Genomic DNA, 26,369 nt, shown 5'->3' with positions numbered 1-26,369 from the left:
CCTACGACACCCCGGAACGGTTGCACCCGATCCGGAATTTCTTCTTCAGGTCTCGTGCCGCCGCCTCCGGCGCCTCAGCCGCCGCAGCAGCCTCAGCCGCCTCGGCCCTCGTCCGGCAGGACATGCCGCACGAAGCGGTCCGCCGTCTCCGCCAGGACCTCGACCCCGTCGCGCGCCCACAGGCCCGGGTTGAAGATCTCCACCTCGATGGGCCCGTCGTAGCCCGTGCCGTCGACGAGTTCGCGGAAGCCGCGCAGGTCGACGGCACCGTCGCCGAGCTGGCCGCGGCCGAGCAGTACGCCCTCGGGGAGCGGCGTCACCCAGTCCGCGAGCTGGAAGGACGCGAGCCGTCCGCCCGCGCCCGCCCGCGCGATCTCGTCCGGCGCCCGCTCGTCCCACCACACGTGGTACGTGTCGACGACGACCCCCACCTGCTCGGGCGGAAACCGTTCGGCCAGATCCAGCGCCTGCCCCAGCGTGGAGACCACACAGCGGTCGGAGGCGAACATCGGGTGCAGCGGCTCGACCGCGAGCCGGACCCCGCGCTCCCCCGCGTACGGGGCCAGTTCGGCGAGCGCGTCCGCGATCCGCTCCCGGGCGCCCCGCAGGTCGCGGCTGCCCTCGGGCAGCCCGCCCGAGACGAGAACGAGCGTTCCCGTGCCGAGCGTCGCGGCCTCGTCCACGGCCGCGCGGTTGTCGTCGAGGGCGCGGCGCCGTTCCGCCGTGCCCGACGCGGTGAGGAAACCACCCCGGCAGAGCGAGGTGACGGTCAGCCCCGCGTCCCGTACGAGACGGGCGGCCGCCTCCGGGCCGTACTCCTGGACGGGGCCGCGCCACAGCCCCACATGCGAGATGCCGAACTTGCCGCAAGCGTCGGCCAGTTCGGGGAGCGGGAGCTGCTTGACGGTCTGCTGGTTGACGGAGAAGCGGGCGAGCCGCCCGGCGGGGGCCCTCACGCGTCCACCCCGTGTACGTCGAGCAGCCGCCGCATCCGCGCTTCGGCGAGGCCCGGGTCGGGGAACAGGCCGAGCGTGTCGGCGAGTTCGTAGGCGCGGGCCAGGTGCGGCAGGGGGCGTGCCGACTGCATGCCGCCGACCATGACGAAGTGGTCCTGGTGGCCGGCGAGCCATGCCAGGAACACGACGCCCGTCTTGTAGAAGCGCGTCGGCGCCTGGAAGAGGTGCCGGGAGAGTGCCACGGTGGGATCGAGTGCCGCGCGGAAACCGTCGCGGTCACCCGCGTCGAGAAGGCGTACGGCGTCGGCGGCGAGCGGCGCGAGCGGGTCGAAGATGCCCAACAGGGCGTGGCTGAAGCCTCCTTCGCCGTCTCCGCTCCCGCTCACTCCGCTCCCGCCCTCTTCGCTCCCGCCGTGTTCGCCCCCGCCGTCTCCCGCGATCAGCTCCGGGTAGTTGAAGTCGTCGCCCGTGTAGCAGCGCACGCCCTTGGGCAGGCGGCGCCGCAGCGCCACCTCACGCCCCGCGTCCAGCAGGGAGACTTTCACGCCGTCGACCTTGCCGGGGTTCCCGTCGATGATCCTGAGGAACACATCGGTGGCTGCGTCGAGATCGGTGCTGCCCCAGTAGCCCTCCAGCGCCGGGTCGAACATCGGCCCGAGCCAGTGCAGGATGACGGGCTCGCGGGCCTGGCGCAGCAGTTGCCCGTACACCTCCAGATAGTCCTCGGAACCGCGGGCGGCGGCGGCCAGGGCCCGCGAGGCCATGACGATCGCCTGCGCGCCGGCCTTCTCCACCACCTCGAACTGTTCCTCGTACGCACCACGGACCCTCGCCAGGTCCGAAGCGCCGGGCGGCAGTTGGTCCGTCCCGACGCCGCAGGCGATGCGTCCGCCCACGGCTCTCGCCTCGGCCGCGGAGCGTCCGATGAGTTCGGCGGCGACGGACCAGTCCAGGCCCATGCCGCGCTGCGCCGTGTCCATGGCCTCGGCGACGCACAAGCCGTACGACCAGAGACGGCGCCGGAAGGCGAGCGTGGCGTCCCAGTCCAGGGCGGCCGGGCCGCCCACGCCCGCCCCTTCCTTGAACCGGTCGGCGACGACGTGCGCCGCGGCGAAGACCGTACGCGAGGAGGGCGCGCCACCGGCGCCAGCTCCGGCACCGGCACCACCGCCGGCACCCGCACCGGACTCAGCACCCGCACCGGCTCCCGCCCGTGCGACCGCGTCCGCGGGCTCGGCCCGCGGCTCGTACGCGCGCAACGCCCCGCTCTCGTCAGGCAGTCGGATCACAGAGCTTCTCCTCGCAGCAGCCGGTACGGCGGGGCCGGGACGTCACAGCGAGAGTTCCGGGACGGGCAGTCGCCGGCCCTCCGCCGACGACCGCAGGCCGAGTTCGGCGAGCTGGACGCCACGCGCGCCCGCCAGCAGGTCCCAGTCGTAGGGCGTGCCGAGCGCGACGTGCCGCAGGAAGAGCTCCCACTGTGCCTTGAAGCCGTTGTCGAACTCCCCGTTGTCCGGGACCTCCTGCCACTGCTCGCGGAAGGACTCCGTGGCGGGCAGGTCCGGATTCCACACGGGCTTGGGCGTGCCCGACCTGTGCTGTGCGCGGCAGCGGCGCAGGCCCGCGACGGCCGAGCCCTCCGTGCCGTCCACCTGGAACTCGACGAGTTCGTCGCGGTTGACGCGCACCGCCCAGGAGGAGTTGATCTGCGCGACGACGCCGCCCTCCAGCTCGAAGATGCCGTACGCGGAGTCGTCGGCCGTCGCCTCGTACCCGCGTCCCTGCTCGTCCCAGCGGCGCGGGATGTGCGTCGCGGCGTGCGCCAGTACGGTCTCGACCTTGCCGAAGAGCCCGTGCAGCACGTACTCCCAGTGCGGGAACATGTCGACGACGATGCCGCCGCCGTCCTCCGAGCGGTAGTTCCAGGAGGGGCGCTGTGCCTCCTGCCAGTCCCCCTCGAAGACCCAGTAGCCGAACTCGCCGCGCACCGACAGGATCCGCCCGAAGAAGCCGCCGTCGATGAGGCGTTTGAGCTTGAGCAGCCCCGGCAGGAAGAGCTTGTCCTGCACGACGCCGTGCTTGACGCCCTCGGCGTGCGCGAGCCGTGCGAGGGCGAGGGCGCCGTCGAGGCCGGTGGCCGTGGGCTTCTCGGTGTAGATGTGCTTGCCGGCGGCGATCGCCTTGCGCAGTGCGTCCTCCCGGGCCGAGGTGACCTGGGAGTCGAAGTAGACGTCGATGCTGCCGTCCGTGAGGACGGCGTCGAGGTCGGTGGTCCACTCGTCCAGTCCGTGCCGCTCGGCGATCGACTTGAGGGCGAGGTCCCGGCGGCCCACGAGCACGGGCTCGGGCCACAGCGCGCTGCCGTCACCGAGGTCGATGCCGCCCTGCTCGCGGATGGCGAGTATGGAGCGGACGAGGTGCTGGCGGTATCCCATGCGTCCGGTCACGCCGTTCATGGCGATGCGCACGGTTCTGCGTGTCACGTGGGTGGTCTCCTTCGCATCCGCACGATGGCGGCTCAGTGGGTAACTGGCTCATTGAAACAGCAAGCGCTTTCTAACCGAGAAAGCCTGCCGTCTTTCGCCGGGCTCCACAAGGGGGCCCCTACCGGGACATCCCGGGCAGGCGTGCTCACGAGCGGTCCGGCTCACCGCCCCTGCTCCCACCGCAGTTCGACGGCGGTCAGTGCCAGAGCGAGCGGTCCGGGCAGCAGCAGGAGTACGGGGGGCAGGGCCCACGCGCACACGCCAGCGGTGCACAGGGCGAGCACCACCAGGCCGCTGCCCGGGAGATCTCTCACCGTGCGGGCGGCACCCGCCCGTACGGCCGTGATCCAGCCCTGCGGCCCCGCGTCCGGAACCGGCCCGCACCCACGCAGCGCGGACGCGCGCAGGCCGGTCACCGCCGCCGCTGCCGTCACCACCGCCAGGGCCGTCGCGAACGGCGCCGCACCCGGCAGGCCCGCGGTGGCGAGCCCGGCGTCTGCGGCGACCAGTGCGGCGAGCACGAGCAGCGCCGCCCCGGCGGCCCATTCGCCGGGACGTGCCAGCCGCCTGCGCAGTACGGCGAAACAGCGTCCGGCCGTGCACGGTTCGGCGTAGAGGCGGCGGCGCCTGAGCAGCGTGCACGCCGTGGACAGCGCGGCCGGAAACGTCACCACAGGCAGGGCCGCGAGGGACACCGCGAGCCCGACGGCGAGGACGTCGGCGAAGAGCTCGAAGCGCGCCCCGAACAGGTCGCCGCGTTCCCGCTGTATCTGCGTAGTGCTCATCGCCGGTCAGCCTTTCAGCCCGGAGTTGGCCATGCCTTCGACGAGCAGCCGCTGGAAGGCCAGGAAGAACAGCACGATTGGCAGCAGCGCGAACACCGACATCGCGAACATCGGCCCGTACGCGGACTGGCTGGAGGTGTCCACGAAGGTGCGCAGCGCCAGTGTGAGTGTGTACTTGTCCGGCTCGAAGAGATAGATCAGCTGGGTGAAGAAGTCGTTCCACGTCCAGATGAAGGTGAAGATCGCGGTGGTGATCAGCGCGGGCCTGGTCAGCGGAAGAACGACACGGGCGAAGATGCGGAACGGACCGCAGCCGTCGATCTTCGCCGCTTCGTCCAGCTCACGCGGCAGTCCGCGCATGAACTGCACGATGAGGAAGACGAAGAAGGCGTCGGTGGCCAGGAACTTCGGCAGCACCATCGGCCAGAACGTGTTCACCATCCCGAGCTGGTTGAAGACGATGTACTGCGGGATCAGCACGGCGTGATGCGGCAGCATGATCGTGGCGATCATGAACGCGAACAGCGGTCCCCGCATGGTGAACCGGAGCCGGGCGAAGGCGTAGGCGGCGAGCGAGCAGCTGAGCACGTTGCCCAGCACGGCGCCGAGCGAGATCGTCAGCGAGTTGCCGAACAGCTGGAGCAGCGTCACGCCCTCGATGCCCTCCGCCGCCGTCCCGTAGTTCTCGGTGGCCAGCCGGGAGGGCAGCAGGGCGAGGCTGGCGAGCACTTCGTCCGCCGGTTTGAAGGACGTGGCGACCAGCCAGGCCAACGGGTAGAGCAGCACGGCGAGTACGGCGGCCGCGCCCAGGTGCAGCGCGACGCGCGGCCAGGGGACGCGGCGCCCAGGCCGGGTGGCGGTGGCGGCGGCGGAGCTGGTGGCGGTGGTGGCGGTGGTGGACATCAGGCGGCCTCCTCGTTCGCGTAGAAGACCCAGGACCGGGAGGTGCGGAACAGCACGGCCGTGACGATGCCGATGGCCAGCAGCAGCATCCAGGCCATCGCCGAGGCGTAGCCCATGTGCGAGGCCGTGAAGCCCCGTTCGTAGAGGTAGAGCGTGTAGAAGAGCGTGGAGTCGGCCGGTCCGCCGCGTCCGCCGCTGACCGCGAACGCGGGTGTGAAGACCTGGAACGCCTGGATGGTCTGCAGCACCAGGTTGAAGAAGAGCACGGGGGAGAGCATGGGCAGTGTGATCGAGGCGAACTTCCGCCACCTGCCCGCGCCGTCCACGGCCGCGGCCTCGTACAGGTCCTGCGGGATCTGCTGGAGGCCGGCGAGGAAGATGACCATCGGCGCCCCGAACTGCCATACGGTCAGCAGCGCGACGCTCAGCAGCGCCCAGCCCGGCTGGTTGACCCAGCCACCGATGTGGACGCCGAAGCCGGAGAGCAGATTGTCGACGGTGCCGCCGTCGTTGAATATCGCCCGCCAGACCAGCGCGATGCTCATGGACGCCCCGAGCAGCGAAGGTGCGTAGAAGGCGGACCGGTAGAAGGCCCTGCCGCGCCGCATCGACTTCAGGGCGAGGGCGGCCGCCAGGGCCAGCGCGAGCTGCAGGGGCACGGCGATGAACACGTACAGCAGGGTGTTGCCGACGGAGCGCAGCAGGCGCGGGTCCTCGGTGAACATCTGCGTGTAGTTGCGCAGGCCGACCCACGAAGGCGGTTCGAAGAGGTTGTAGTCGGTGAAGGACAGGTAGAGCGAGACCGCCATGGGGAGCAGCGTGAGCACGCTCGCGCCCAGCACCCACGGGGAGAGGAACACCCAGGCGGCGCCCTGCCGTTCGCGTACCGGCGGCCGGCCGTCGCGCTTGCCGGGGCCGGGCTCCCCGGCTCCGGTCCCGGTCCGGGTCGCAGCCGCACGGGAGCCGTGGGTGCCGGCTGCCGTGGTGGCACGTGCTGTCTGTGTCGTGGAAGATCCGGCCATCAGGGCCTCAGCTCCGCTTGAGCCTCGGTGAGGAAGTTCTCGGCCGCCTCACGCGGTGTCAGCTTCTCGAAGGAGACCTGGTCGTAGTCGCGTTGGAAGGTCGACTGCAGCCCGTTGTCGCCGCGTGGCGGAGCGGCCGGCGGGGGCTCGAGCTTGCCGCGCAGCGAGGTCTGCAGCCTGGCCACCTGCTTCTGGAAGCCCGTGACCGTGGAGAGCACCCTGCCGCGCTGTGTGCTGTTCACCGGAGTGCCGCGGTCGACGCCGAGGATGTCGGCAGCCTTGTCGGAGTTGAGCAGGAAATCGATGAACTGCGCCGACTCACGGGGGTGTTCACTTCCGGCGGAGATTCCGAGCAGCATCGACGGCTTGTAGTACTGCCCGAACGTGCCGTCCTCGCCCGTCGGCGTCGGAGCGATGGCCAGCCGCTCGCCGTACATCGCCTCGTAACCGGCCGAGGGCGCATCCCAGTTGAACTCCGCGACTGACTTCTCACGCCCCATCGGGGTGTCCTCCACCGACCCGGACATCTGCGTGGTGTCGGTGGCCGGACTGACCAGTCCCTCCTTGCGGAGCGCGGAGGTGAAGGTCCACCAGCGCGCCAGATCCGCCGCGCTGAAGGCGACCTGGCCCTTGTCGTCGTAGAGCTGCTTGCCCTGGCCGCGCAGCCAGATCTCGAACTGGTCCTCCGCCGCACCCGGGTCCGTCATGGCGTACGTGCCGCGGTCCTGCTTCACCTTGCGCAGCGCCTTCACCCAGTCCTGCCAACTCCAGCCGGCCTCGGGCTGCTTCACCCCGGCCGCACGCCATGCCTCCTTGTCGTAGGCGACCGTCTGGGTACCGACGCCCATCGGCAGGGCGTACTGGACGCCGCCGACCTGACCGGTCTTCAGCAGCTTCGGGTCCATCTTCCCGGTGGGCAGGACCTTGCGCTGCTCGGCGAGATCGAGCATCACGCCCGAGCCCGCGTACTGGCTGATCTGCCGGTAGTCGAGCTGGATCAGGTCGGGTACGTCGTCGCCCGCGGCCTGGGTGGCGAGCTTCTGCTTGTAGGAGTCGTAGGTGGAGTAAGAGGTCTGGACGTCGATTCCCGGGTGGGCGCGTTCGAAGGCTTCGACGGCCTTCTCGGTGCGGGCGGCGCGGTCGGCGTTGCCCCACCAGGTGAAGCGGAGCGTGACCTTGCCGTCGGCGGTGGCGGAGGCTCCGTCGCCGCAGCCGGTGAGCGTCGCGCACAGGGCGATCGCGACGGCTGCCGCGCAGGACGCCCTCGTCCTGGGTGCGGGCATGCGGTGAACCTTTCCGGTACGGGCCGTTCGGTGCAGGTGGCAGGTGGCACGGCGGCCGCGGCCGACTGCGGGCTATTCGCCGTGGTACGGGAGCGTGGTGCCGGGCAGTTCGTACTCGTCGCGGCGTCCGCACATCCCGTAGCCGCCGCGGCGCGTGGGTTCCGCCGAGCGGGCACGCGCCGCCGACAGATGGGACGGGTCGCCGTCGGCCAGCGCGGCGAGATGCCGGCCGGTGCGTTCGGCGGCGGCGAGCGCGCCGTCCCGCCAACGCGGCTGCCAGGCGGCCAACTTGGGGCCGACGAGGCGTGCTGCCGCCCGGTGGAAGGCATGCAGCGGCTCCGCGTCGCCGTCCTTCAGCGCGTCTCTCAGCCGCAGATAGCCCTCGACCGCGAGGTCCCGCCGCTTGCGCGCCGCACGGTCCGCCTCGGGGCCCTCCTTGGCGGGCAGCGCCGATGCGGCCGCGTACACCTCGGGGTCGGCCAGCACCTCCGGCGGAAACGTGAACACCGCGTCGCCTGCCTCCGGCAGGCCGCTGTTCTGCATCAGCACCGTCACCCGCAGTCCGCCGCCGCTGCCGTCCCCTTCCCGTCCGCGGGTCATCCGGTGCACCGTCCCCGGAGTGAACCAGGCGATCACGCCCGGCTCCAGCGGCGTCTCGGTGAAGCCGTCCTCAACGGTCAGCGTCTGGACGGAGCCCTTGCCCGCGGTGACGACGTACGCCTCCGTACAGGCGAGATGGATGTGCGGGCTGCCGCCGCAGACTCCGTCGGCGGCCTCCCAGTCGTAGGCGGTGATGTGCGACAGGCCGATTCCGCCCGGCAGTTGAGCGTCCACCACGTGCTGTCTCCTTCGACTCGGCGTTCAGGGTCCGGAGTTCAAGGTCGCGCTCCGGGTCTCTCCCGGCCCGTCACCACGGGATCGCCTTCAACTGCCGCTCGATCCCGTCCGTGTCCAGGACGCCGTCCGCAATCAGCACGCGGTAGCCGTACGCGAAGGAGTCGCCCGGCGGCAGCACGAACTCCTCGAAGAAGGCCCAGGAGAAGGCGACGGTCGGTACGGGCTCGGAGCGTACGAACCAGTGCGAGGCGTGCACCGACTCCTCGTTGCCCGGCGCGTGCGCGAAGACGAGCGTCGAGTGGGCGTCCGTGCCGTCGTGTTCGCCGGTGAAGCCGATCCAGGGGTGCTCCTCGGCGGACTGCCCCATCATCTCCTCGTCGGTGCTCGGCCCTGCTGGTGAGAGCACCTGGCCGCCGGTGAAGTCGCGCGGGCCGCGCCAGTGCAGCCCCGTGTAGCCGGCCATCGCACGGCCGTGTGTCGTCGGCGAGCCGAAGTGCAGTGGTTCGCCGCGGATGTTGGTCAGCTCGATGACCCAGTCGATCGCGTACGTGCCGCTCCGGGCGTCGGCCGAGTGAAGAGCCACCGAGCGCCGCTCGTGCGCCCACTCCTGGCCGCCGTTCTCGACCCAGGTGAGCAGTTCGGTGAAGTCCAGCCTGTCGTCGGCCACTTCGAAGGAGTCGAAGCCGTCGTGCCGCATGGAGCCCACGCGGTCGTGCAGGGGCAGGTAACCCTCGCCGTGCACATAGGAGTTGCCGCCCCAGAAGTTCTGTCCCGACAGGTGGCTGGCGGTCATCTGCAGGCCTTTGTGCCAGCGGTGGTCGTTGGGCCGGTAGCCGGAGACCGGGCTCCCGGCGAGGGTCCGCAGCGGATGCACGTACGGCTTGCGGGACTCGAAGGCCACCGGGTCGGGGGCGTAGACGTACGCCATCAGCTCGGTGCCTGCCGCCGCGACGCTGACGTTTTCGCCGTGCGTGTGAGTGACGGTGATGGGAGTCGGGGCGCTCATCGCTGCTCCTTCGGTGCCCAGTCGGGGTGATAGCCGTGCATGGCGCGGTAGAAGGGGTCGTGCGGTGTGATTTCACCCTGATGTACGGGTGCCCCGGTGATGGCCGACTTGTAGAGCGCGGCAAGGAATTCGAGGGTGCGGCGGGCGTCCCGGCCGCTGCCCGGGGGCCGTTCGCCCTTCTCAACGGCGTCGAGGAAGCCGGCGAGCTGGGCGGCGTGCGAGCTGGGCACGTCGGCCGCCGGGGTGCGCCAGTGCGATGTGCGTTCCCGCTGCCCGCGTGCATGCGGAGCCGGGGTGTAGGCCCAGTCGTCGTTGCCGTACCCGTACAGGTGCGTCAACTCCACTGTGGCGTCGGTGCAGTCGATGCGTATGCGGCTGACCTCGTCCGGGCTGAGCACGCTGTTCACGACGGTGGCCATGGCGCCGTTCTCGAAGCGGACGAGAGCGGTCGAGACGTCCTCGCTCTCCACGTCGTGCACGAGCCGGCCCGCCATGGCGCGTATCTCGCTCCACTCGCCCAGCAGATGCAGCAGCAGATCCATCTGGTGGATGCCGTGACCCATGGTCGGTCCGCCGCCCTCGGTCTCCCAACGGCCGCGCCACGGCACGGAGTAGTACTCCGTGTCCCGGTGCCAGGTGGTCTGGCAGTGCGCCACGAGCGGCGTCCCCAGCTCTCCGGCGCGCAGGAGTTCGCGGGCGTGCGCGGCCCCGGAGCCGTATCGGTGCTGGAAGACGACGGAGGCGTACGGGCCGCCGGCGCCGTTCCCCTCCGCGGCCGAGACGGTGTCGTACTCGGCGAGGGACAGACACAGCGGCTTCTCGCACAGCACCCACGCCCCGGCGCGCAGCGCCGACACTGCCTGCTCGGCGTGGAACGCGGGCGGCGTCCCGATCAGGACGAGGTCGGGCTGCTCCGCGGCGAGCATCTCCGTAACGCCGGGGTAGCCGCTCACGCCCTCCCCGGCCGCACCGAGGAAGTCCGCGAGGCGGCTCTCGTCGACGTCGACCGCGCCGACGAGCCGTACGCGGTCCGCCTGTGCGCGCAGCGCGGGCAGATGGCTTCCGGCGACGATGCCGCCGGTGCCGACGACGGCCGCACGCAGGGGAGTTCGGCCGGAGGACGGAGCGGACGGCGGATCAGGGGGCGGCTGGGACGGCGGCTCGGAAGGCATTTCAGAGGGCATACAGCAGTGGCTCCAACCACGATAGAAAGCGCTTGCCGTCCAGGGACACTAAGGGTCCCTGATATGACAGGACAAGACCCGTGCACGCTCCAGCCGGAAGACCCCGTTCCGAAACAGACCAGGGAGCCGGTTGCGCACACAAAAGAACACGCGGGGTGAGAACATGGGCGCGCCCGGGCACCGCTGGGGAGGGCTGTGGCCGTGTGCGCTGCGCTTCTGCGCTTCTGCACCACCGGGACGGGCGTCCGGATGCGGCGATCCCCCAGGGCGTTACGTGGACATCACGAAGACTGTGGACAACGGAGGACTGGATGGCAGTGACTCTGGCCGACGTGGCGACGCGAGCAGGGGTCTCGGCAGCGACCGTCTCGCGTGTACTGAGCGGCAATTACCCGGTCGCGGGCGCCACCCGTACACGGGTGATGCGCGCGGTCGAGGAGCTCCAGTACGTCGTCAACGGCCCGGCCAGCGCTCTCGCCGCGGCCACCTCCGATCTCGTCGGCGTCCTCGTCAACGACATCGCCGACCCCTTCTTCGGCATCATCGCCAGCGCGGTGCAGAGCGAGATGGGAACCGGCGGGCAGGGCGGCAGCGGCGGCCAGAAGCTCGCCGTCGTCTGCAACACGGGCGGCTCCACCGAGAGCGAACTGACCTACCTCACGCACCTCCAGCGCCAGCGCGCGGCCGCAGTCGTCCTGACGGGCAGCGGCGTCGAGGACGAGAAACACGGCGCGGCACTCGCCACCCGGCTGCGCCGCCTCGCGGCGGGGGGCACACGCATCGTGCTGTGCGGACGGCCTCCGCTCGCGCCGCCCGAGCTGAAGGAGGGTCAGGAAGCCCAGGAGCGGGAACAGGCCCCGGACCGGGGACCGGCTCAGGACCGGAGACCGGCTCAGGCGCCGCGCGACGACGGAGCGCCGGCTCCCGGCGCCGGTGAGGGCATAGTCACGATCGCCTTCGACAACCGCGGCGGCAGCCGCCGGCTCACCGAGCATCTGCTCTCCCTCGGCCACCGCAGCATCGGCTATGTGACCGGTCCGGCCGACCGCACCACCACACGGGACCGCCTGGAGGGCCACCGGCTCGCCCTCCGCGCCGGTGCGCCCGAACTCCTCGCCCAGGCGGAGCAGTTCACCGTCCACGGAGGGGCGTACGACCGCTCCTCCGGCTACGACGGCGCTCTCGAACTGCTGCGCCGCGTCCCGGATCTGACCGCCGTGCTCGCCGCGAACGACACCGTCGCGCTCGGCATCTGCGCGGCACTGCGCGACCAGGGGCTGCGCATCCCCGAGGACGTCTCCGTCGCGGGCTTCGACGATCTGCCCTTCAGCGCCGACGCCTCACCGACGCTCACCACCGTCCGCATCCCCCTGCACGACGCGGGCGCGCGCGCCGGTCGGCTGGCCCTCGGCCGCGAGACGCCGCCCCCCGGCGGAGTCGCGACCGTACGCACCGAACTGATGGCGCGCGGCTCGACGGCACCGCCCTCAGGACGCCGCGGATGAGACCGGCCGGCCACCGCCGGCCGGCACGGAATCCGGCATCGCACGTGTGAGCTGCACGGCCGCCGCTCACACTGCGGGGCGGGGCACAGGCGGTCATATGACGCCCGGAGCTTGTACGAGCACAGGGGCATCTGATCCGCTGTGCACATGCGACTCGCCTTCTCCACCCTCGGCATCCCCGGCCTCCCCGTTCCCGACGCCGTACGTCTCGCCGCCGACTCCGGCTTCGAGGGCCTGGAGCTGCGGGCCCACCCGGAGGAGCCCGTGCATCCGGGGCTGACCCTCGCCGAGCGGGTGGACGTGGTCGAGGAGTTCAAGGCGGCGGGGGTGGAGATCCTCGCGATCGCGGGATACGCGAAGGTCGCCGCCCCCGGCGACGACGACGCCGTACTGACGGACGTGCAGGAACTCCTGGAGCTGGCACGCGACTTGGGCGCGCCCTTCGTACGGGTCTTCCCCGGCGGCGGCGACAGCAGCCGCGAGGAGAGCGACGCGACGGCCGCTCGGCGGCTGGCCGCCCTCGCGCCTCTCGCCGCCGACCTGGGGGTGCGCCTGCTGCTGGAGACGCACGACTCGCACAGCACCGGTGAGGACGCCGCACGCGTCCTCGCCGCCGTCGGCCATGCCGCGACGGGCGCGCTGTGGGACGTCATGCACACCTGGCGCGCCGGCGAGGAGCCCGGCACCAGCCAGCGTCTCCTCGCGCCTTTCCTCGGCTATGTGCAGGTCAAGGACATCGCCTCCGCCGACGACACCACTCCCCTTCCGCCTGGCGAGGGCGTGCTGCCGCTGGGCGAAGTGGTGAAGCTCCTGACGCACGCGGGCGACGCGAAGGACCCCATCGCGGCCGTCGGCACGAGCGGCAGCACCTCGGCGGGCGCACGCTCCGACCCGTCGCACGGCTGGCTGTGCTGGGAGTACGAGAAGCGCTGGTATCCGGAGGTGCCGGAGCTGCCCGCGCTGCTTCCGGCCGTACGGGACCATCTGCGGGGTCTGATGGCCGGGAACTGACAGGCGCGGGTGGCGGCACACGCACAGGTGCCCGGCCGGGGCGTACATGCCCCGGCCGGGCACCTGTGTGCGACAGGCCTGCGGAGAGCCGGACTCGCAGCCGACCGCAGCCGGACTCACAGTCGGAGTCACAGCCGGACCGCGGCCTCAGGCCTTACGGCCGCAGCATCCGCTCCTGCTCGGCGGGACGGTCCAGATCCGCGTCGTACTTCGTCAGACGCTTGGGCTGTGCGCTCTTCGCGGGCTCGACACCGGCCCACTTCAGCAGCGCGCGCGTGGCCGTCTCCTTGTCCTTCTCACCCAGCGCGGCGATGTCCGCACCGTGGTTGGCGCCGGGTGCCGTGAACAAGTGCGCGTCCTTCGTGCCCTTGCCGACGCTGAACGGCTCGGCGCTCCACGGGTCGTTCTGCCCGTTGACGAAGAGCATCTGCGAGGCGTGCCCGCGGACCCACTTGTCGACGTCCTTCATCGCCTTGGAGTCGAACTTCATCGGGATGTCCCGGGGCACGTACGTGCGGGGCTTGTTGAGCCCGGGGTACTTGCGCACGTCGTCCAGGAGCGGCGACTCGTAGTCCGGCGACCCCAACTCCGTACCGGCCTGGAAGTAGTACGGCGTGTAAGGCAGCATGCCCTGGTCGGCCCCGGCCTCCCAGCCGCCGATCTCATTGGCCCAGTCCCACAGTTCCTGGGTCTTGGCCTTCGTGGAGGGCACCTTGTCGCACTCCTCCTCTTCCAGGTGGTACTGCCAGAAGCCCCACACCAGGTCCTGCGCGACGAGTTCGAACGCCTTGTCCGCGCTGCCCGCCAGCTTGAAGGTGTAACCCTCCTTCTTCGCGAGCTCCTTGAGCCTCTTCACCATCTCGCCGCGGCGTTCGAAGATCTCGTGCTGCGTCGCGTTGAGCCGGTCGCGGCACTTGTCGGAGCCGACCTTCTCGAAGAAGTCGTAGTACGCCGAATCCTCGTCGTTGTTCACGTCGTTGGGCGCGACGTAGGCGACGGTGCCGTCCATGTCCTTCGGGTAGAAGCGGCGGTAGTACGTCGCCGTCATTCCGCCCTTGCTGCCGCCCGTGGAGATCCAGCGCTCGCCGTAGATCTTGTTCAGCGCCTTGAAGATGCGGTGCTGGTCGCTGGCCGCCTGCCAGATGTCGAGCTTCGACCAGTCGGCCGGGTCGGGCCTGGACGGCGTGAAGAACCGGTACTCCATGGAGACCTGGTTGCCGTCGGTCATCGCGGTCGGCTCGCTGCGCCTGGGCTCCGGGTTCAGGTCGTAGCCGGAGGTGAAGAAGACGGTGGGGCGGTCCTCGGCCTTGTGCAGCAGCGAGATCCGCTGTTTGAAGGTCCCCTTCCCGGGGTTCCTGTGGTCCACCGGCTGTTCGTAGTTGAGGAGGAAGAAGCGGTAGCCGTCCACCTTCTTCTCCTCGATGAAGCTCATCCCCTTGATAGCGAGGATGCGGTCCTTGATGTCTGCGTCGGCTGCTGTGGCGGCCGACATCGACGCCCCGCCGGCGCCCGCGGTGCCTATGAGCACCGCCAGCGACAGCGTCCATCTGAGCGTTCTTCGCATGCGCTCTCCCCTGGATCCGTCAAAGGTCGGAGTGAACCTACCGGGAGGGATGCCGCACCGCCAGATATTCCGCGCAGGTGTGACGCTCGACCCAGGGTCTGCTGCGTACGGCGGCTGCGCCCGGTCAGATCGCGGAAGAGGCCGCCGCCGACAGGACGGACGTCACCCGGCCCCGTGCCGCTCACCGTCCGGTCGGGTCAACGGTGCATCCGGCGGAGCGCGTTCATGGCCGAGGCGACGATCCGGTCGTCGGAGACACGCGCCAGGGCGCGGGCCGCCCGGCCGCCGTTGAATCCGAGAAGCACGGGCCGGCCGAAGGCCTTCCGGCCGTTGACCCACCAGGACCACCGGCCCGGGGCGTCCCGGTCGAACCACTCGATGACGTCGGCGTCCGGCTCCCAGAAGACGTACGGGAACTCCAGCCAGAGCTTGTCGAGGAGACCCGATCCGAGGGCCTCGACGGCCTGTTGCTTGTCCGGCGGCAGCGGCGGATCGAATGCGATCCTCTTCGCCTTGAGCACACCGATCGGGACGGTGATCACCACGTGGTCGGCCGTCACCGCCCCGCCGTTCCGCAGGGCGAGGGTGACACCGTCGGAGCGGTGGCGCACGGCGGTCACCACGGCCCCGGTACGGACGGGGAGTTCGCCGCGGACGTAGTCCGTCAGGCGGGCGTAGCCGTCGGGCAGCAGCAGATCCGGGCCGCGCAGGTCGCGCCCTTCGCGCTCCGCGGTCACCGCGAGCCGGTCCGGGTCGGCGCCGTACTCCTGGGCGTAATGGACGCCGGCGGCGTACCGCAGCGCGGCCGAGGGCTGCTGAGGGAAGACCGCGGAGACGGGGGTCGTGTCGGGCTCGTCGACGTCCCGGAGTTTCCGCCGGTACCGGGCGAGTTCGGCCATGGCCCCGGAATCCCGCCCGGCGACGCTGTCGTAGTCGAACGCACGGCCGCGGCCACCGCTTCGCCGCAGCACGCGCGTCATGACGTTGCCCGTGGAGCCGTGTATCCAGGAGGCGCCCATCTCGGCGGGCACGCCGGCGATCCGCTGCGTCCAGATCCGGCCGCCGACGCGGTCGCGGGCCTCCAGGACCGTCACCTCGAACCCCGCGCCGGCCAGAGCGCGCGCACAGCCAAGGCCCGCGAACCCGGAGCCCACCACGGCGACGTGCTGTCCCGGGCGGCCGTCGCGGGCGATCTCCTTCGCGGCCCGCCGCCCGCTCTCCAGCGCGCCGTGCGTGGTGGCCGGCGCCTCGGACGAGGTGGCTTCGCCGGCGAAGTGCAGCCTTCCGGCCACGGACTCCGCAAGCAGCGTCCGTGCCTTCACACCGAGACGGCCGGGCGGGAGGCAGGAGTAGGAGCCCAGTGCGAACGGGTCGGCCGACCAGGACGTACGGAGGAAGGACACCGGCTCGGGGACGGTGCCGCGCCACCTCGCCGAGGCCCGTGCCCGTGCGGCCCCCTGGCCGGGTCCGCTGCCGGCGACCCCGCCGGCCGCCAGCGCCGCCGCGGTCATGCCCGCCGCGAGCACCTGCCGTCGCAGCACCGGGCCCTGGAGTCCGGCGCGTTCCCGGCTCGCATCGCTCCTGTCCCGTGCGTCGCTCCCGTCGCTCACGTCCGGTCTTCCGGAATCAGCTCCCACGCCGTCCCCCCCTCCGCCGGCCTCCCGGCACAACGGCAATCCTGCCCCTCATCCGTGCTCCGTCCGAGGGCCGCCCCCGGAGCACGACCTAGGGTGCGTGACATGACCGACTTCCGGCACCAGCCCCTGCACCAGCCCGAGCCCCTGGCCACCGGGCCGCGCAACATGGCTCTGCTCTCCTTCCACGACGCGCGGGAGCACCCCGAGGACGCCAGGTTCGTGGACGCGCCCATGGGCTACGCGCTGGTCGTGCTCTGGCACGGGAACCGGGTGCTGATGGTCTACGAGCGCGAGCGCGAGTGCTGGGAGCTGCCCGGCGGCGGGATCGAGCCGGGCGAGTCGCCGCGGGCCGCGGCCGTACGGGAGTTGTGGGAGGAGACCGGTCAGCCCCTGGAGGCGGACGCGATGCGGTTCGTCGGTCACACGTGCACGGCGCTCGGCACGTCCGGACGCGTCCTGTACGGAGGCGTGTTCACGGCGCGCACCGAGCGGCCGCGTACGTTCGCGCCCAACAGCGAGGTCTCGGCGGTGCACTGGCGCGCGGACGGCGAACCGCTGCCGGGCGGCGGCATGGTGCAGACGGTCGACGAGTACATCGTGGAGCTGTGCAGGGGCTGAGCAGCGCCCGGCGGGTCAGCCGGAGCGGTGGCCGGTCACCCTCAACTCCTCGATGCCCGTGGGCTTCTCAGCGTCCTCGGAGGTGACCGAGACGCGTACGTAGCGGTACGGCTTGCCCTGCTCGTCCGGCTTGCCGTCGCCGGCTTCGTGCCAGTGCCTGCCGTCGGCCGACACCTCGGTCCGGTGGCTCGCGGGCTTCCCGCCGTCCCACTGCGGCTCGATGCTGCCGCCCTCGGTGCTGCGGGCGAGGCGCACGGTGAGCGAGCCCTTCTTGCCGTCGGGGGTCCAGGCCGTGGCGGAGTTGCCGTCGACGGCGGCGCCCGCGTACATGCCGGACTCCTCCGAGGAGGCGTCCGCGTCGCGGCAGCGGGCGAGGTTCGGCGTCGGATCCTGGTCGGGGCGGCGGGTCTTGAGGACCGCGGGCGCCTCCCCGCTGACGGTCTGCTCGCCGTGCGGAGTCTCCAGGGTGAAGGGCTCACCGCCGGTGAGGCGGACGGTGGTCCGGTGCGCGCCGAGTTCGACGTCGTACGTACGTCCCTGCCAGCGCTGCCCCTTGAGCGTGACGCCCTCGGAGAGCTGCGGCGGAAGCATCGGGTCGAGCTTCAGCGTCCCCTCGCGCAGCCGCTGCCCGGTCAGGCCGTGTGTGAAGACCTGCAGGAAGCCGCCCTTTCCGGTGACGAAGTCCTGTGCGGGCTGCCCCGCGTGCGGGTCGGCGGCCCCGGCCTTCTCGCCGCGCGCCTCGGAGAAGAGCGCGAAGGGGCCGCGCACGAACGGCTCGATGGAACGCTTGAGATACGTGTACGTCGAGCAGCCGGGCTCGTCGTTCTGCGCCGCGTCCACGGCGTGCACGGAGTCGGTCATGGCGGGGCCGTCGGGGTCGGTGCGGGAGGCGTAGTAGTCGAGGGTCCGCCGTGCGTCGCCCTTGGACATCGGCCATTCCAGCGGGTATTGGAGCAGCACCGTGTCGGCCTGCTTGATGGTGGAGCCGTCGTAGCCGTCGTACTGCTCGAAGACCTTGTTCTTCTTGTCGAAGGGGATGCGCAGCTTGCCGGCGATCTTCGTCCACTGCGGCGGCGCCTCCTCACCCAGCAGGCGCGCGGCGCGGGCGGCCTGGCGCAGGGACGTGGCGGCGCCGGCGTTGGTGAAGACACCGTCGTCGACGCCGTTGCTGTACTCGTCGGGCCCGGCCACGTTCTTCACCGAGTAGCTGCCGTCGCCGTTCTTGTGCACGCGGCTCGCCCAGAACTCGGCGATGCCCTTGAGCACGGGCCAGCCGCGCGCACGCAGCCACTGCTTGTCGCCCGTGGCGAGGTAGTACTGCCAGTTCGCGAGCGCGATGTCGCTCTGCAGGTGGTTCTGGGTGCGGCAGTGCGGCGGGTCCCAGCTGTGGCACTCATTCCACAGATCGCCGTCCCTGCCGGTGTTCCAGCCGTAGAAGAGTCCGTCGTAGCCGAGCTTGCGGGCGTTGGCGCGGGCGCCTTCGCGGGTGCGGTAGCGGTAGTCCAGCACGGACTTGGCGAGGTCCGGGTGCCCGGAGAGCAGGCCCGGGTACATCCACGTCTCGGCGTCCCAGAAGACGACGCCCGCGTAGTTGTCGCTGGTGAGGCCCGCGGGGGCGATGCTGTCGTCGCTGCCGCGCCTGGTGCTCGCAAGCAGCCCGTACTGGGCGGAACGGAGCCACTTCTGCAGCTCGGGGCGGCCGCCGACCCGGATGTCGCTGCGCCACAGCCGCTTCCACGCGGCGGAGTGCGCCGGGAGTGTGCGCTCCCAGCCGCGGGCGGCGGCCTCGCGGGAGGCGGTCAGGGCGCTGCGCCGGGGCGCGTCCGAGGTGTGTGCGGTGTCCACGCCGACGTACTTGGTGAACTCGTACGTCCTGCCCTCACGTGCCTCGAAGGAGACGCCCTGCTTGGCCGTCAGCTTTTCGGCGCGCCCGGCCTTGCGTTCACTTGTCGCATGTACTCCCGGTCCGGGGCGCAGCGTCGATGCGACCGCTCCCCCGACCTTCGTACCGTGCGTACGGAAGGCGACGTCCATGCTCTGCCGGCCCGGCGCCCCGCCCTCGCCGGCGTCCGTACGGTCGCCGCCGCCCGTCTGCGAGATCCGGCGCGCGCCCCGGCCGTCGAGTACGTCGGTGACGCGCGCTTCGCCGCTCCAGTGCGGCCGCATCCGTACCCGGACCGCGCCCGAGTGCCGGTGGTTGCGGTCGGCGAGCACCTCGTACGTCAGGTCTGTTGCGCGTCCGTCCTTCGCGGTCCAGGTGAGCGAGGTCCGCACCAGCCCGCGGCGCATGTCGAGGGACTGCTTGTAGTGCGAGACGCGGCCGGCCGGGGTGCCGGAGGAGAAGGTCTCGCCGTCCTTGCCGCCCGTGGCGACGTTCATACCGGTCCAGGTGGGGAGTGCGGCCAGGGCCTGCCGGTTCTTTGCGGTCTTCTGGTTGTGCGCGTAGAGACCGGAGACGAACGAGCCGTCGTAGCGCGGCGTGAACAGCGGCCAGCCGGACTTCTCGCCGCCCGCGCTGTAGCCCGAGCCGGACGGTGCGATGCGCTGGCCGAGGTAGCCGTTGCCGACGTAGGCGCGGTAGCTGTCCTCCGGATCCTTCTCGTGCGAGGTGAGCACCCAGCCGTCGGACCGGCCGGGCCCGTCGGCCGCGGGGGCAGGGGCAACGGCGCCCGGCGGGGCGGTGGTCGACGCCTGCGGCACTGCTGCCACAAGGGCGCAGGCGAGCAGCGGCAGCACCAGACGGGAATGGCGACGAGCGGGTCCGAACATGGACCGAAACTAAAGTTGTGAACACATCCAGTCAACAGGCCGCGCTTTTTCGTCAAACTCTTGAATGGGAGGCGTCCGTCGTCGTCCGTACCCCGGCCGACTGCTCCGTACCGCCCACGAAGACGCGCCACAGCCGGGCGTACTGCCCGTCCCGCGCCAGGAGTTCCTCGTGCGTGCCGTCCTCCGCGATCCGCCCGTGGTCCAGGACCACGACCCTGTCGGCGCGCGCGGCCGTCGTGAGGCGGTGCGCCACGACGAGCGTGGTGCGCCGTCCCGACAGCCGGTCCGTCGCCTGGTTCACCAGCGACTCCGTCGCCAGGTCGAGCGCCGCCGTCGCCTCGTCCAGCAGCAGGACGTCCGGGTCGACCAGCTCCGCGCGGGCCAGCGCGATGAGCTGCCGCTGGCCGGCGGACAGGTTGCGTCCGCGCTCGGAGACGGGGTGCAGATAGCCCCCGGTCAGGGTGGCGATCATGTCGTGGGCGCCCACCGCCCTTGCCGCCGCCTCGACTTGGGCGTCGCTCGCGTCGCTGCGTCCGTATGCGATGGCGTCGCGCACCGTGCCCGGGAAGAGGTACGGCTCCTGCGGTACGACGCCGAGCCGGTGCCGGTATGCGGGCAGGTCGAGCGTCCGCAGGTCCGCACCGTCCACGAGCACGGCGCCCGTCGTCGGGTCGTAGAACCGGGCGACCAGCTTGACGAGGGTGGACTTGCCCGCGCCCGTCTCACCGACGAACGCGACGGTCTGCCCAGCCGGAACGGTCAGGCGGACGCCGGAGAGCGCCTCCTCCTCGTGCGTGCCGCCCTCCGCGGTGGCGTAGCGGAAGTGCACGTCCTCGAAGGTGATCTCGCCGCGCAGCGTGCCCGGGTCGCGCGGGTCCGCGGGCGCCGGCGTGGTCGTCTCCTCACGCAGCAGCTGCTGGATGCGGCCGAGCGCGACCGACGCCTGCTGGTAGCCGTCGAAGACCTGGGAGAGCTGCTGCACCGGGGAGAAGAACAGCTCGATGTAGAGCAGATAGGCCACCAGTCCGCCCGCCGTGAGCGTCCCCTCGTCGATCCGTCCGGCCCCGACGACCAGCACCCCGGCCGTGGCCAGCGAGGCGAGCAGCTGCACGAAGGGGAAGTAGACCGAGATCAGCCACTGGCCGCGCACCCGCGCCTGCCGGTAGCCGTCGCTGCGCTCGGCGAACCGGGCGGTGCCGCGCCGTTCGCGCCGGAACGCCTGCACCATGCGCAGACCCGCGACGGACTCCTGCAGGTCGGCGTTGACGACGCTGACGCGCTCCCGCGCCAGCTCGTACGCCTTGACGCTGTGGCGGCGGAAGTAGACGGTCCCGACGATCAGGACCGGCAGCGTCGCGAAGACGACCATCGCAAGCTGCACGTCGAGCACGAACAGCGCGATGAGGATGCCGAGGAAGGTGAAGACGGAGACCACGGCGGTGACGAGGCCGGTCTGCAGAAACGTCGACAGCGCGTCCACGTCGGTCGTCATCCGGGTCATGACCGCACCGGCCAAGTGGCGCTCGTAGTAGTCGAGTCCGAGCCGCTGAAGCTGCGCGAAGATCTTCACCCGCAGCGCGTACAGGACCCGTTCGCCGGTGCGGCCCGTCAGCCGCATCGCGGCGTACTGCGCCGCCCACTGGCCCGTCACCACGACGAGCGCCAGCGCCGCGGCCGTCCAGACCGCCCCGAGTGCCGCCTTCTGGACGCCGTCGTCGATGCCGTTGCGGATCAGCACGGGCAGCGCCAGGCCGAAGGCCGCGTCGAGGGCGGCGAAAAGGAGCGCCACCGCGAGCGCCGCGCCGAAGCCGCGCAGCAGACGGCGCAGCCCGTAGGACCGCTCGGGGCGCTCCGCGCCCGCCTCGTCGACCTCCGGTACGTCCTCGGCCGGCGGCAACGCGGCCACGCGGGCGAGGAGTTCGGGGCTGCCGGGCATGGCGGCCAGCTCGGCGGCGAAACCGCCGGGGCGTCCGGCCTGCGCTCCTGCGAGGTCGCCGCGCCCCGAGGCGGTGGCGTCCTCCTCGGGCGAGGAGCCGCTCTCGCGCACCCACAGCTCGGGCGTGACGCCCGGCTCCACCGCGGCGGAAGAGGTGTCGCCCGTCCCGTCGTCGCCTGCGGCCACGGCGAGCCCCGCGGGGTCGCGCTCGACCTCGCCCAGTTCGTCGGGGTCGGTCAGCAGCCGGCGGTAGAGCGCGCAGCGCTCCGTCAGCTCCTCGTGCGTTCCGACGTCGGCGAGGCGCCCGCGGTCGAGTACGGCGATCCGGTCGGCGAGGGCGAGCGTGGACTGCCTGTGCGCGATGAGCAGCGTCGTACGGCCCGCCATCACGCTGCGCAGCGCCTCGTGGATCTCGTACTCGACATGTGCGTCCACTGCGGACGTCGCGTCGTCCAGGAGCAGCAGCCGCGGATCGGTGAGTACGGCGCGGGCGAGGGCGATGCGCTGGCGCTGGCCCCCGGAGAGGGTCAGGCCCTGTTCGCCGACGGTGGTGTCGTAGCCGTCGGGCAGTTCACGGATGAAGCCGTCGGCCTGTGCGATGCGGGCGGCGGCGGTGATCTGTTCGTCCGTCGCGTCGGGTGAGCCGTAGGCGATGTTCTCGCGGATGGAGTCGGAGAAGAGAAAGCTGTTCTCCGGTACGAGCCCGATCGCGGAGCGGAGCGACCCGATCGTCAGATCGCGCACGTCGTGTCCGCCGACCCGTACGGCACCGCCCGTCACGTCGTAGTAGCGGGGCAGCAGCATGGCCAGCGTGGACTTGCCGCTGCCGCTGGAACCGACGACGGCCACGGTCTCGCCGGGCTCCACGCGCAGCCGGAAGCCGTCGAGGACGGTGCCGCGGGCGGCGGGCGCACGGGAGCCGCCGTGAGCGGCGTCGCCGTCGGCGGCGTCACCCTGGGTGTCGTCGCCCGCCGGCTCGTCCTGACGTTCGTAACCGAAGCTGACGTCGTCGAACTCCACGGAGGCCTCGGCGCCGGCGGGCAGCTCACGTGCGTCCGGGCGCTCGCTCATCTGCGGCTCGGTGTCGATGAGTTCGTAGACCCGCTCGACGCCGGCGCGCGCCTGCTGCCCGACCGTCAGCATCATCGCGAGCATCCGCACGGGCCCGACGAGCTGCGCGAGATATGTGGAGAAGGCGACGAACGTGCCGAGGGTGATCTCCCCCTGCGTCGCCATCCAGCCGCCCAGCGCCAGCATGCCGACCTGCCCCAGGGACGGCACGCTCTGCAGGGCGGGCGTGTAGCGGGAGTTGAGACGTACGGTGCGCATCCGCGCGGCGAACAGTTCACGGCTGATGTCGCGCAGCTTGCGCTTCTCCTGCTCCTCCTGCCCGAAGCCCTTCACCACGCGCACTCCGGTGACCGCGCCCTCGACGACGGAGGCGACGGCACCGGCCTGCTGCTGGGCATACCAGGTGGCCGGGAAGAGCCGGGTCCGGCTGAGGTTCGCGATCCACCACAGCGCCGGGAAGACGGCGAGCGAGACGAGCGTGAGCATCGGGGAGAGCACGATCATCACGACGAGCGCGACGGCGAAGAGCAGCACGTTCCCGATCATCATCGGCAGCATGAACAGCAGGCTCTGCACCAGCTGCAGATCGCTCGTACCGCGTCCGACGACCTGCCCCGTCGACAGCTCGTCCTGGCTGCGCCCGTCGAGGCGGATGATCGCGCGGTACATCTCGGTGCGCAGGTCGTGCTGTACGTCGAGAGCGAGCCGCCCGCCGTAGTACCGGCGGGCGTAGGTGAGGACGTAGACGGCGGCCGCGGCGAGCAGCAGCAGCCCGATCCACAGGGCGAGACCGCCGCCGTTCCCGACGACCACGTCGTCGATGATCACCTTGGTGAGCAGCGGGACGAGCGCCATGACGCCCATTCCGGCCAGCGAGGCGCCGACGGCCAGCACGACGGCGCGCTTGTAGCGCCAGCAGTACGCCGTGAGCCGCCTGGCCCAGCCCTGCGGGGACTGCGGAGCCGGAGCCTCCTGGCCCTCCGGGTGCTCCTGGACCTCCGGGTCCTCCCGGTCTTGCGGACCGTCCGGGTCCTGCGGGCTCGCCTGGACGGTCCCGCTCTCTCGACGCGGCCCGCTCTGCCCGGTCCCCTTGGTCAGCAGGTCCTGGCGCTCCGGCTCGCCCTCGGCCGGTTCCGTCCCCGTGTCCGTCGTCACCTGTGCCCTCGCTTCCTTCCCGCTGCGCGCAGCGCGCAGTGGACGCCGCAAGACTCCAACGTCCCGGTGCGCGGGATTTCATCCCGGCGCAACGATCCGGGCCGAAGAGGGGACTTTCGTCCTAGGCCCGCGGACCAGGAGAAACGGAGGGAGCAGGTCCGCAAACGACAACCGGGGCGGCCGGGAGAGCGGGGGGCTCTCCCGGCCGCCCCGGCGGGGACGTCCATGGAATGCTGACAGGTGGCACCCCCCACAGGGCCAGCGCTGTCGCCGTCATGTGTCGTCCCCATCCCGCGGGACCGCAGTGGGAAGTCTGTCGGGAACTTTCACGAGATGCACATCCCACCCACCAGATTCAGTAACGTTTCGTGTTAAACCACGTTCGCACAGTTACCGCTTACTGTGTGTGAGTGCGGTCACACGCACCGCTTTCACCAGCCACGTTCCAGTGGCTCGAAATCGTCCGGGTAGGCACGGTGTGCAAGCAAGCGCATACACACCGTCCCCAATACGGCTGGAAACAGCCCCATGTGCGTCTCTCGAACCACTTGTCGAACTGAAACCGCCGACGTTCCCCCAGGACACACGCGACCCCTACCGCCCCGTCCGTCCCGCGGCGATCTGCCGGGCCATGACCGTGGTCAGTTCGTACGCCGTGTGCGAGGCGGCCACCGAAGTGATCTCCGCGTGGTCGTAGGCGGGAGCGACCTCCACCAGGTCGGCGGAGACGAGACGGCAGTCCGCGAGGCCGCGGATGATCTCGAGCAGTTCGCGTGAGGTCAGGCCGCCGGCCTCGGGGGTGCCCGTGCCCGGTGCGTGCGCCGGGTCCAGGACGTCGATGTCCACCGAGATGTAGAGCGGCCTGTCGCCGACGCGCTGCCGCAGCTGGTCGGTGACCTCGTCGACTCCGCGGCGCATCACGTCGGCGGACGTGACGATGCCGAAGCCCATCCTCTCGTCCTCGTCCAGGTCCTTGCGGCCGTAGAGCGGGCCGCGCGTGCCGACGTGCGAGACGGCGGAGGTGTCCAGCAGCCCCTCCTCGAACGCCCGCCGGAACGGGGTGCCGTGCGTGTAGGCCGCGCCGAAGTAGGTGTCCCAGGTGTCCAGATGGGCGTCGAAGTGGAGGAGCGCGACGGGGCCGTGCTTCCGTACGACCGAACGCAGCAGCGGAAGCGCGATGGTGTGGTCGCCGCCGAGCGTCATCAGCCGCGCACCGGTGTCGAGCAGGCCGTCGGCGGCCTCCTGCACCGTCTCCACCGCCTCACCGATGTCGAACGGGTTCGCCGCGATGTCCCCAGCGTCGGCGACCTGCGCGAGCGCGAAGGGCGCGGCCTCCTGCGCCGGGTTGTACGGGCGCAGCAGCCGGGAGGCCTCGCGGATCGCGTTCCCCCCGAAGCGCGCGCCCGGCCGGTAGGAGACCCCCGTGTCGAAGGGGACGCCGACGACCGCGACGTCCGCGGTGCCCCCGGTCTCGTCCAGGCGCGGAAGCCGCGCGAACGTGGCGGGACCCGCGAAGCGCGGCACCCGCGAGCTGTCCACCGGGCCGACTGGCTCCGGCCGCGGCGTCCCTTCCCGCTGCGGGGCGGGCTGCTGGTGCTGTCCGTGCTGATCGGCTGTGCTCATGGGCGCGAGGCTAGACGCCGGGAGCACTCCCTCTCGTTGGACGTAACCGGAAGCGCGGGCCGCCGACTTGTCCGCGGCGTACAGGTGTGCCCGTGCCGGCAGGGTCCGGCCGGCCGAGGGCGCGCCTGCAGCGCCCGGTGCCGCAGGGGTGACAATGAGCGCATGCCCATATTCGCTCCCGCCGCCGCACCGGCCAGATCCGAGCTGATCGAGCACCTCGTACGCACCCGTATCGCCGGTGACGTGGCCACCCCCCGCGAGAACAACCTCTCCCACTACCGCAAACTCGCCAACGGCGACCGGCACTACTGGCTCGGTCTCGAACTCGGCGACCGCTGGCAGGACGAGCAGGACGTACTGGCGGTGATGGCGGAGCGCTGCGGCGTCGTCGACGACCCGGACCACCGCAGCGGCCAGGACACCATCGACCCCGAGCTGACGGTGGGTGCCCTGGACCGGGCGGCCGCCGAGCTGCGCAAGGCGGCGGAGGCGCGTCAGCGGGTGCTCTTCGCGACGGGGCACCCTGGGGCGCTGCTCGACATGCACGGTGCGCTCGCGCAGTCGCTCCACGACGCCGGCTGCGACATCGTCCGCGTACCGCTGGGCACGTACACGGACGAAGGCGTGGTCGTGCAGTTCGGCGGGGTGGCGGTTCACGAGCGTGCCGCGTCCCTGTGGCACACCCACTCCCCCGCCCCGATGGCCGCCGTGCTGGACAAGCTGCGCCGTACCGGGCAGGCGCCGCCCGACCTGGTCGTCGCCGACCACGGCTGGGCGGGGTACGCAGGGGAGCAGGGCATCGACACCGTGGGCTTCGCGGACTGCAACGACCCCGCGCTCTTCCTCGGCGAGGCCGAGGACACGCTCGCGGTCACCGTGCCGCTCGACGACCACGTCGCCGACCCGCGTTTCTACGAGCCCATGACCGCGTATCTGCTGGCGGGGGCGCGGCCCGGTACCGAGTGACCGCGGCAGCGGGCACGGTCCTCGCTCGCGCCGCCGGCCGGCGGCGGGAAAA

General features: G+C 71.4%; 19 protein-coding genes. 4 read left to right on the top strand and 15 right to left on the bottom strand.

Annotation, left to right across the window (positions count from 1 at the left end; translation table 11 throughout):
- Window positions 1–92 precede the first annotated feature (92 nt).
- The 10 genes from ACSMXX_RS21900 to ACSMXX_RS21855 form a co-directional block, all read right to left on the bottom strand.
- Window positions 93–956, bottom strand: a complete 864-nt coding sequence (locus ACSMXX_RS21900) for a sugar phosphate isomerase/epimerase family protein (RefSeq protein WP_473180396.1) — start codon at window positions 954–956, stop codon at window positions 93–95.
- Window positions 953–2,245, bottom strand: coding sequence for a dihydrodipicolinate synthase family protein (locus ACSMXX_RS21895; protein WP_473180395.1), 1,293 nt, complete (start codon window positions 2,243–2,245; stop codon window positions 953–955). Before ACSMXX_RS21895 ends, ACSMXX_RS21900 begins: the two co-directional genes overlap by 4 nt.
- Window positions 2,246–2,287: 42 nt before the next feature.
- Window positions 2,288–3,439, bottom strand: a complete 1,152-nt coding sequence (locus tag ACSMXX_RS21890) for a Gfo/Idh/MocA family protein (protein WP_473180394.1) — start codon at window positions 3,437–3,439, stop codon at window positions 2,288–2,290.
- A gap of 164 nt (window positions 3,440–3,603) precedes the next feature.
- Complete coding sequence (locus tag ACSMXX_RS21885; RefSeq protein WP_473180393.1) at window positions 3,604–4,227, bottom strand: hypothetical protein; 624 nt, start codon at window positions 4,225–4,227, stop codon at window positions 3,604–3,606.
- Between the two features lie 6 nt (window positions 4,228–4,233).
- Window positions 4,234–5,130, bottom strand: a complete 897-nt coding sequence (locus tag ACSMXX_RS21880; protein WP_473180392.1) for a carbohydrate ABC transporter permease — start codon at window positions 5,128–5,130, stop codon at window positions 4,234–4,236.
- Window positions 5,130–6,152 (bottom strand): carbohydrate ABC transporter permease, encoded by a 1,023-nt coding sequence (locus ACSMXX_RS21875; protein ID WP_473180391.1) that lies wholly within the window; start codon window positions 6,150–6,152, stop codon window positions 5,130–5,132. Before ACSMXX_RS21875 ends, ACSMXX_RS21880 begins: the two co-directional genes overlap by 1 nt.
- A complete protein-coding gene (locus ACSMXX_RS21870; RefSeq protein ID WP_473180390.1) occupies window positions 6,152–7,435 on the bottom strand; it encodes an ABC transporter substrate-binding protein in 1,284 nt (427 codons plus the stop codon). Before ACSMXX_RS21870 ends, ACSMXX_RS21875 begins: the two co-directional genes overlap by 1 nt.
- Window positions 7,436–7,507: 72 nt before the next feature.
- Window positions 7,508–8,272, bottom strand: a complete 765-nt coding sequence (locus tag ACSMXX_RS21865; RefSeq protein WP_473180389.1) for a cupin — start codon at window positions 8,270–8,272, stop codon at window positions 7,508–7,510.
- 70 nt (window positions 8,273–8,342) lie between these two features.
- Window positions 8,343–9,278, bottom strand: coding sequence for a DUF6807 domain-containing protein (locus ACSMXX_RS21860; protein ID WP_473180388.1), 936 nt, complete (start codon window positions 9,276–9,278; stop codon window positions 8,343–8,345).
- A complete protein-coding gene (locus tag ACSMXX_RS21855; protein ID WP_473180387.1) occupies window positions 9,275–10,450 on the bottom strand; it encodes a Gfo/Idh/MocA family protein in 1,176 nt (391 codons plus the stop codon). Before ACSMXX_RS21855 ends, ACSMXX_RS21860 begins: the two co-directional genes overlap by 4 nt.
- A gap of 323 nt (window positions 10,451–10,773) precedes the next feature.
- On the opposite strand from ACSMXX_RS21855, the gene ACSMXX_RS21850 reads away from it, so the two are divergent.
- Window positions 10,774–11,967 (top strand): LacI family DNA-binding transcriptional regulator, encoded by a 1,194-nt coding sequence (locus ACSMXX_RS21850; protein WP_473180386.1) that lies wholly within the window; start codon window positions 10,774–10,776, stop codon window positions 11,965–11,967.
- A gap of 147 nt (window positions 11,968–12,114) precedes the next feature.
- Window positions 12,115–12,978, top strand: a complete 864-nt coding sequence (locus ACSMXX_RS21845) for a sugar phosphate isomerase/epimerase family protein (protein ID WP_473180385.1) — start codon at window positions 12,115–12,117, stop codon at window positions 12,976–12,978.
- 154 nt (window positions 12,979–13,132) lie between these two features.
- Here ACSMXX_RS21845 and ACSMXX_RS21840 read toward each other — a convergent pair whose 3' ends face one another.
- Together ACSMXX_RS21840 and ACSMXX_RS21835 are read right to left on the bottom strand one after the other, a co-directional pair.
- The gene (locus tag ACSMXX_RS21840; RefSeq protein ID WP_473180384.1) at window positions 13,133–14,542 is read right to left on the bottom strand and encodes a S28 family serine protease; all 1,410 of its coding nucleotides are present in this window, start codon (window positions 14,540–14,542) and stop codon (window positions 13,133–13,135) included.
- Window positions 14,543–14,739: 197 nt separating this feature from the next.
- Complete coding sequence (locus ACSMXX_RS21835; protein ID WP_473180383.1) at window positions 14,740–16,152, bottom strand: flavin monoamine oxidase family protein; 1,413 nt, start codon at window positions 16,150–16,152, stop codon at window positions 14,740–14,742.
- A 129-nt stretch (window positions 16,153–16,281) separates the two neighbouring features.
- Between ACSMXX_RS21835 and ACSMXX_RS21830 the strand changes: the two genes are divergently transcribed.
- The gene (locus tag ACSMXX_RS21830; protein ID WP_473180382.1) at window positions 16,282–16,797 is read left to right on the top strand and encodes an NUDIX hydrolase; all 516 of its coding nucleotides are present in this window, start codon (window positions 16,282–16,284) and stop codon (window positions 16,795–16,797) included.
- A 15-nt stretch (window positions 16,798–16,812) separates the two neighbouring features.
- Here ACSMXX_RS21830 and ACSMXX_RS21825 read toward each other — a convergent pair whose 3' ends face one another.
- From ACSMXX_RS21825 to speB, 3 genes are all read right to left on the bottom strand, one after another.
- The gene (locus ACSMXX_RS21825; RefSeq protein ID WP_473180381.1) at window positions 16,813–19,566 is read right to left on the bottom strand and encodes a glycosyl hydrolase family 65 domain-containing protein; all 2,754 of its coding nucleotides are present in this window, start codon (window positions 19,564–19,566) and stop codon (window positions 16,813–16,815) included.
- Window positions 19,567–19,618: 52 nt separating this feature from the next.
- Window positions 19,619–23,467: an ABC transporter ATP-binding protein gene (locus ACSMXX_RS21820; protein WP_473184906.1), complete on the bottom strand. Its 3,849-nt coding sequence runs from the start codon at window positions 23,465–23,467 to the stop codon at window positions 19,619–19,621.
- An 855-nt stretch (window positions 23,468–24,322) separates the two neighbouring features.
- On the bottom strand, window positions 24,323–25,351 hold the full coding sequence (gene speB, locus ACSMXX_RS21815; RefSeq protein WP_473180380.1) for an agmatinase: 1,029 nt from the start codon (window positions 25,349–25,351) through the stop codon (window positions 24,323–24,325).
- A gap of 162 nt (window positions 25,352–25,513) precedes the next feature.
- On the opposite strand from speB, the gene ACSMXX_RS21810 reads away from it, so the two are divergent.
- A complete protein-coding gene (locus ACSMXX_RS21810; protein ID WP_473180379.1) occupies window positions 25,514–26,317 on the top strand; it encodes a phosphatase in 804 nt (267 codons plus the stop codon).
- Window positions 26,318–26,369: the final 52 nt, after the last annotated feature.

Source organism: Streptomyces sp. DSM 116795, from assembly GCF_055792905.1.
This window is presented reverse-complemented; position numbering and strand designations above follow the sequence as displayed.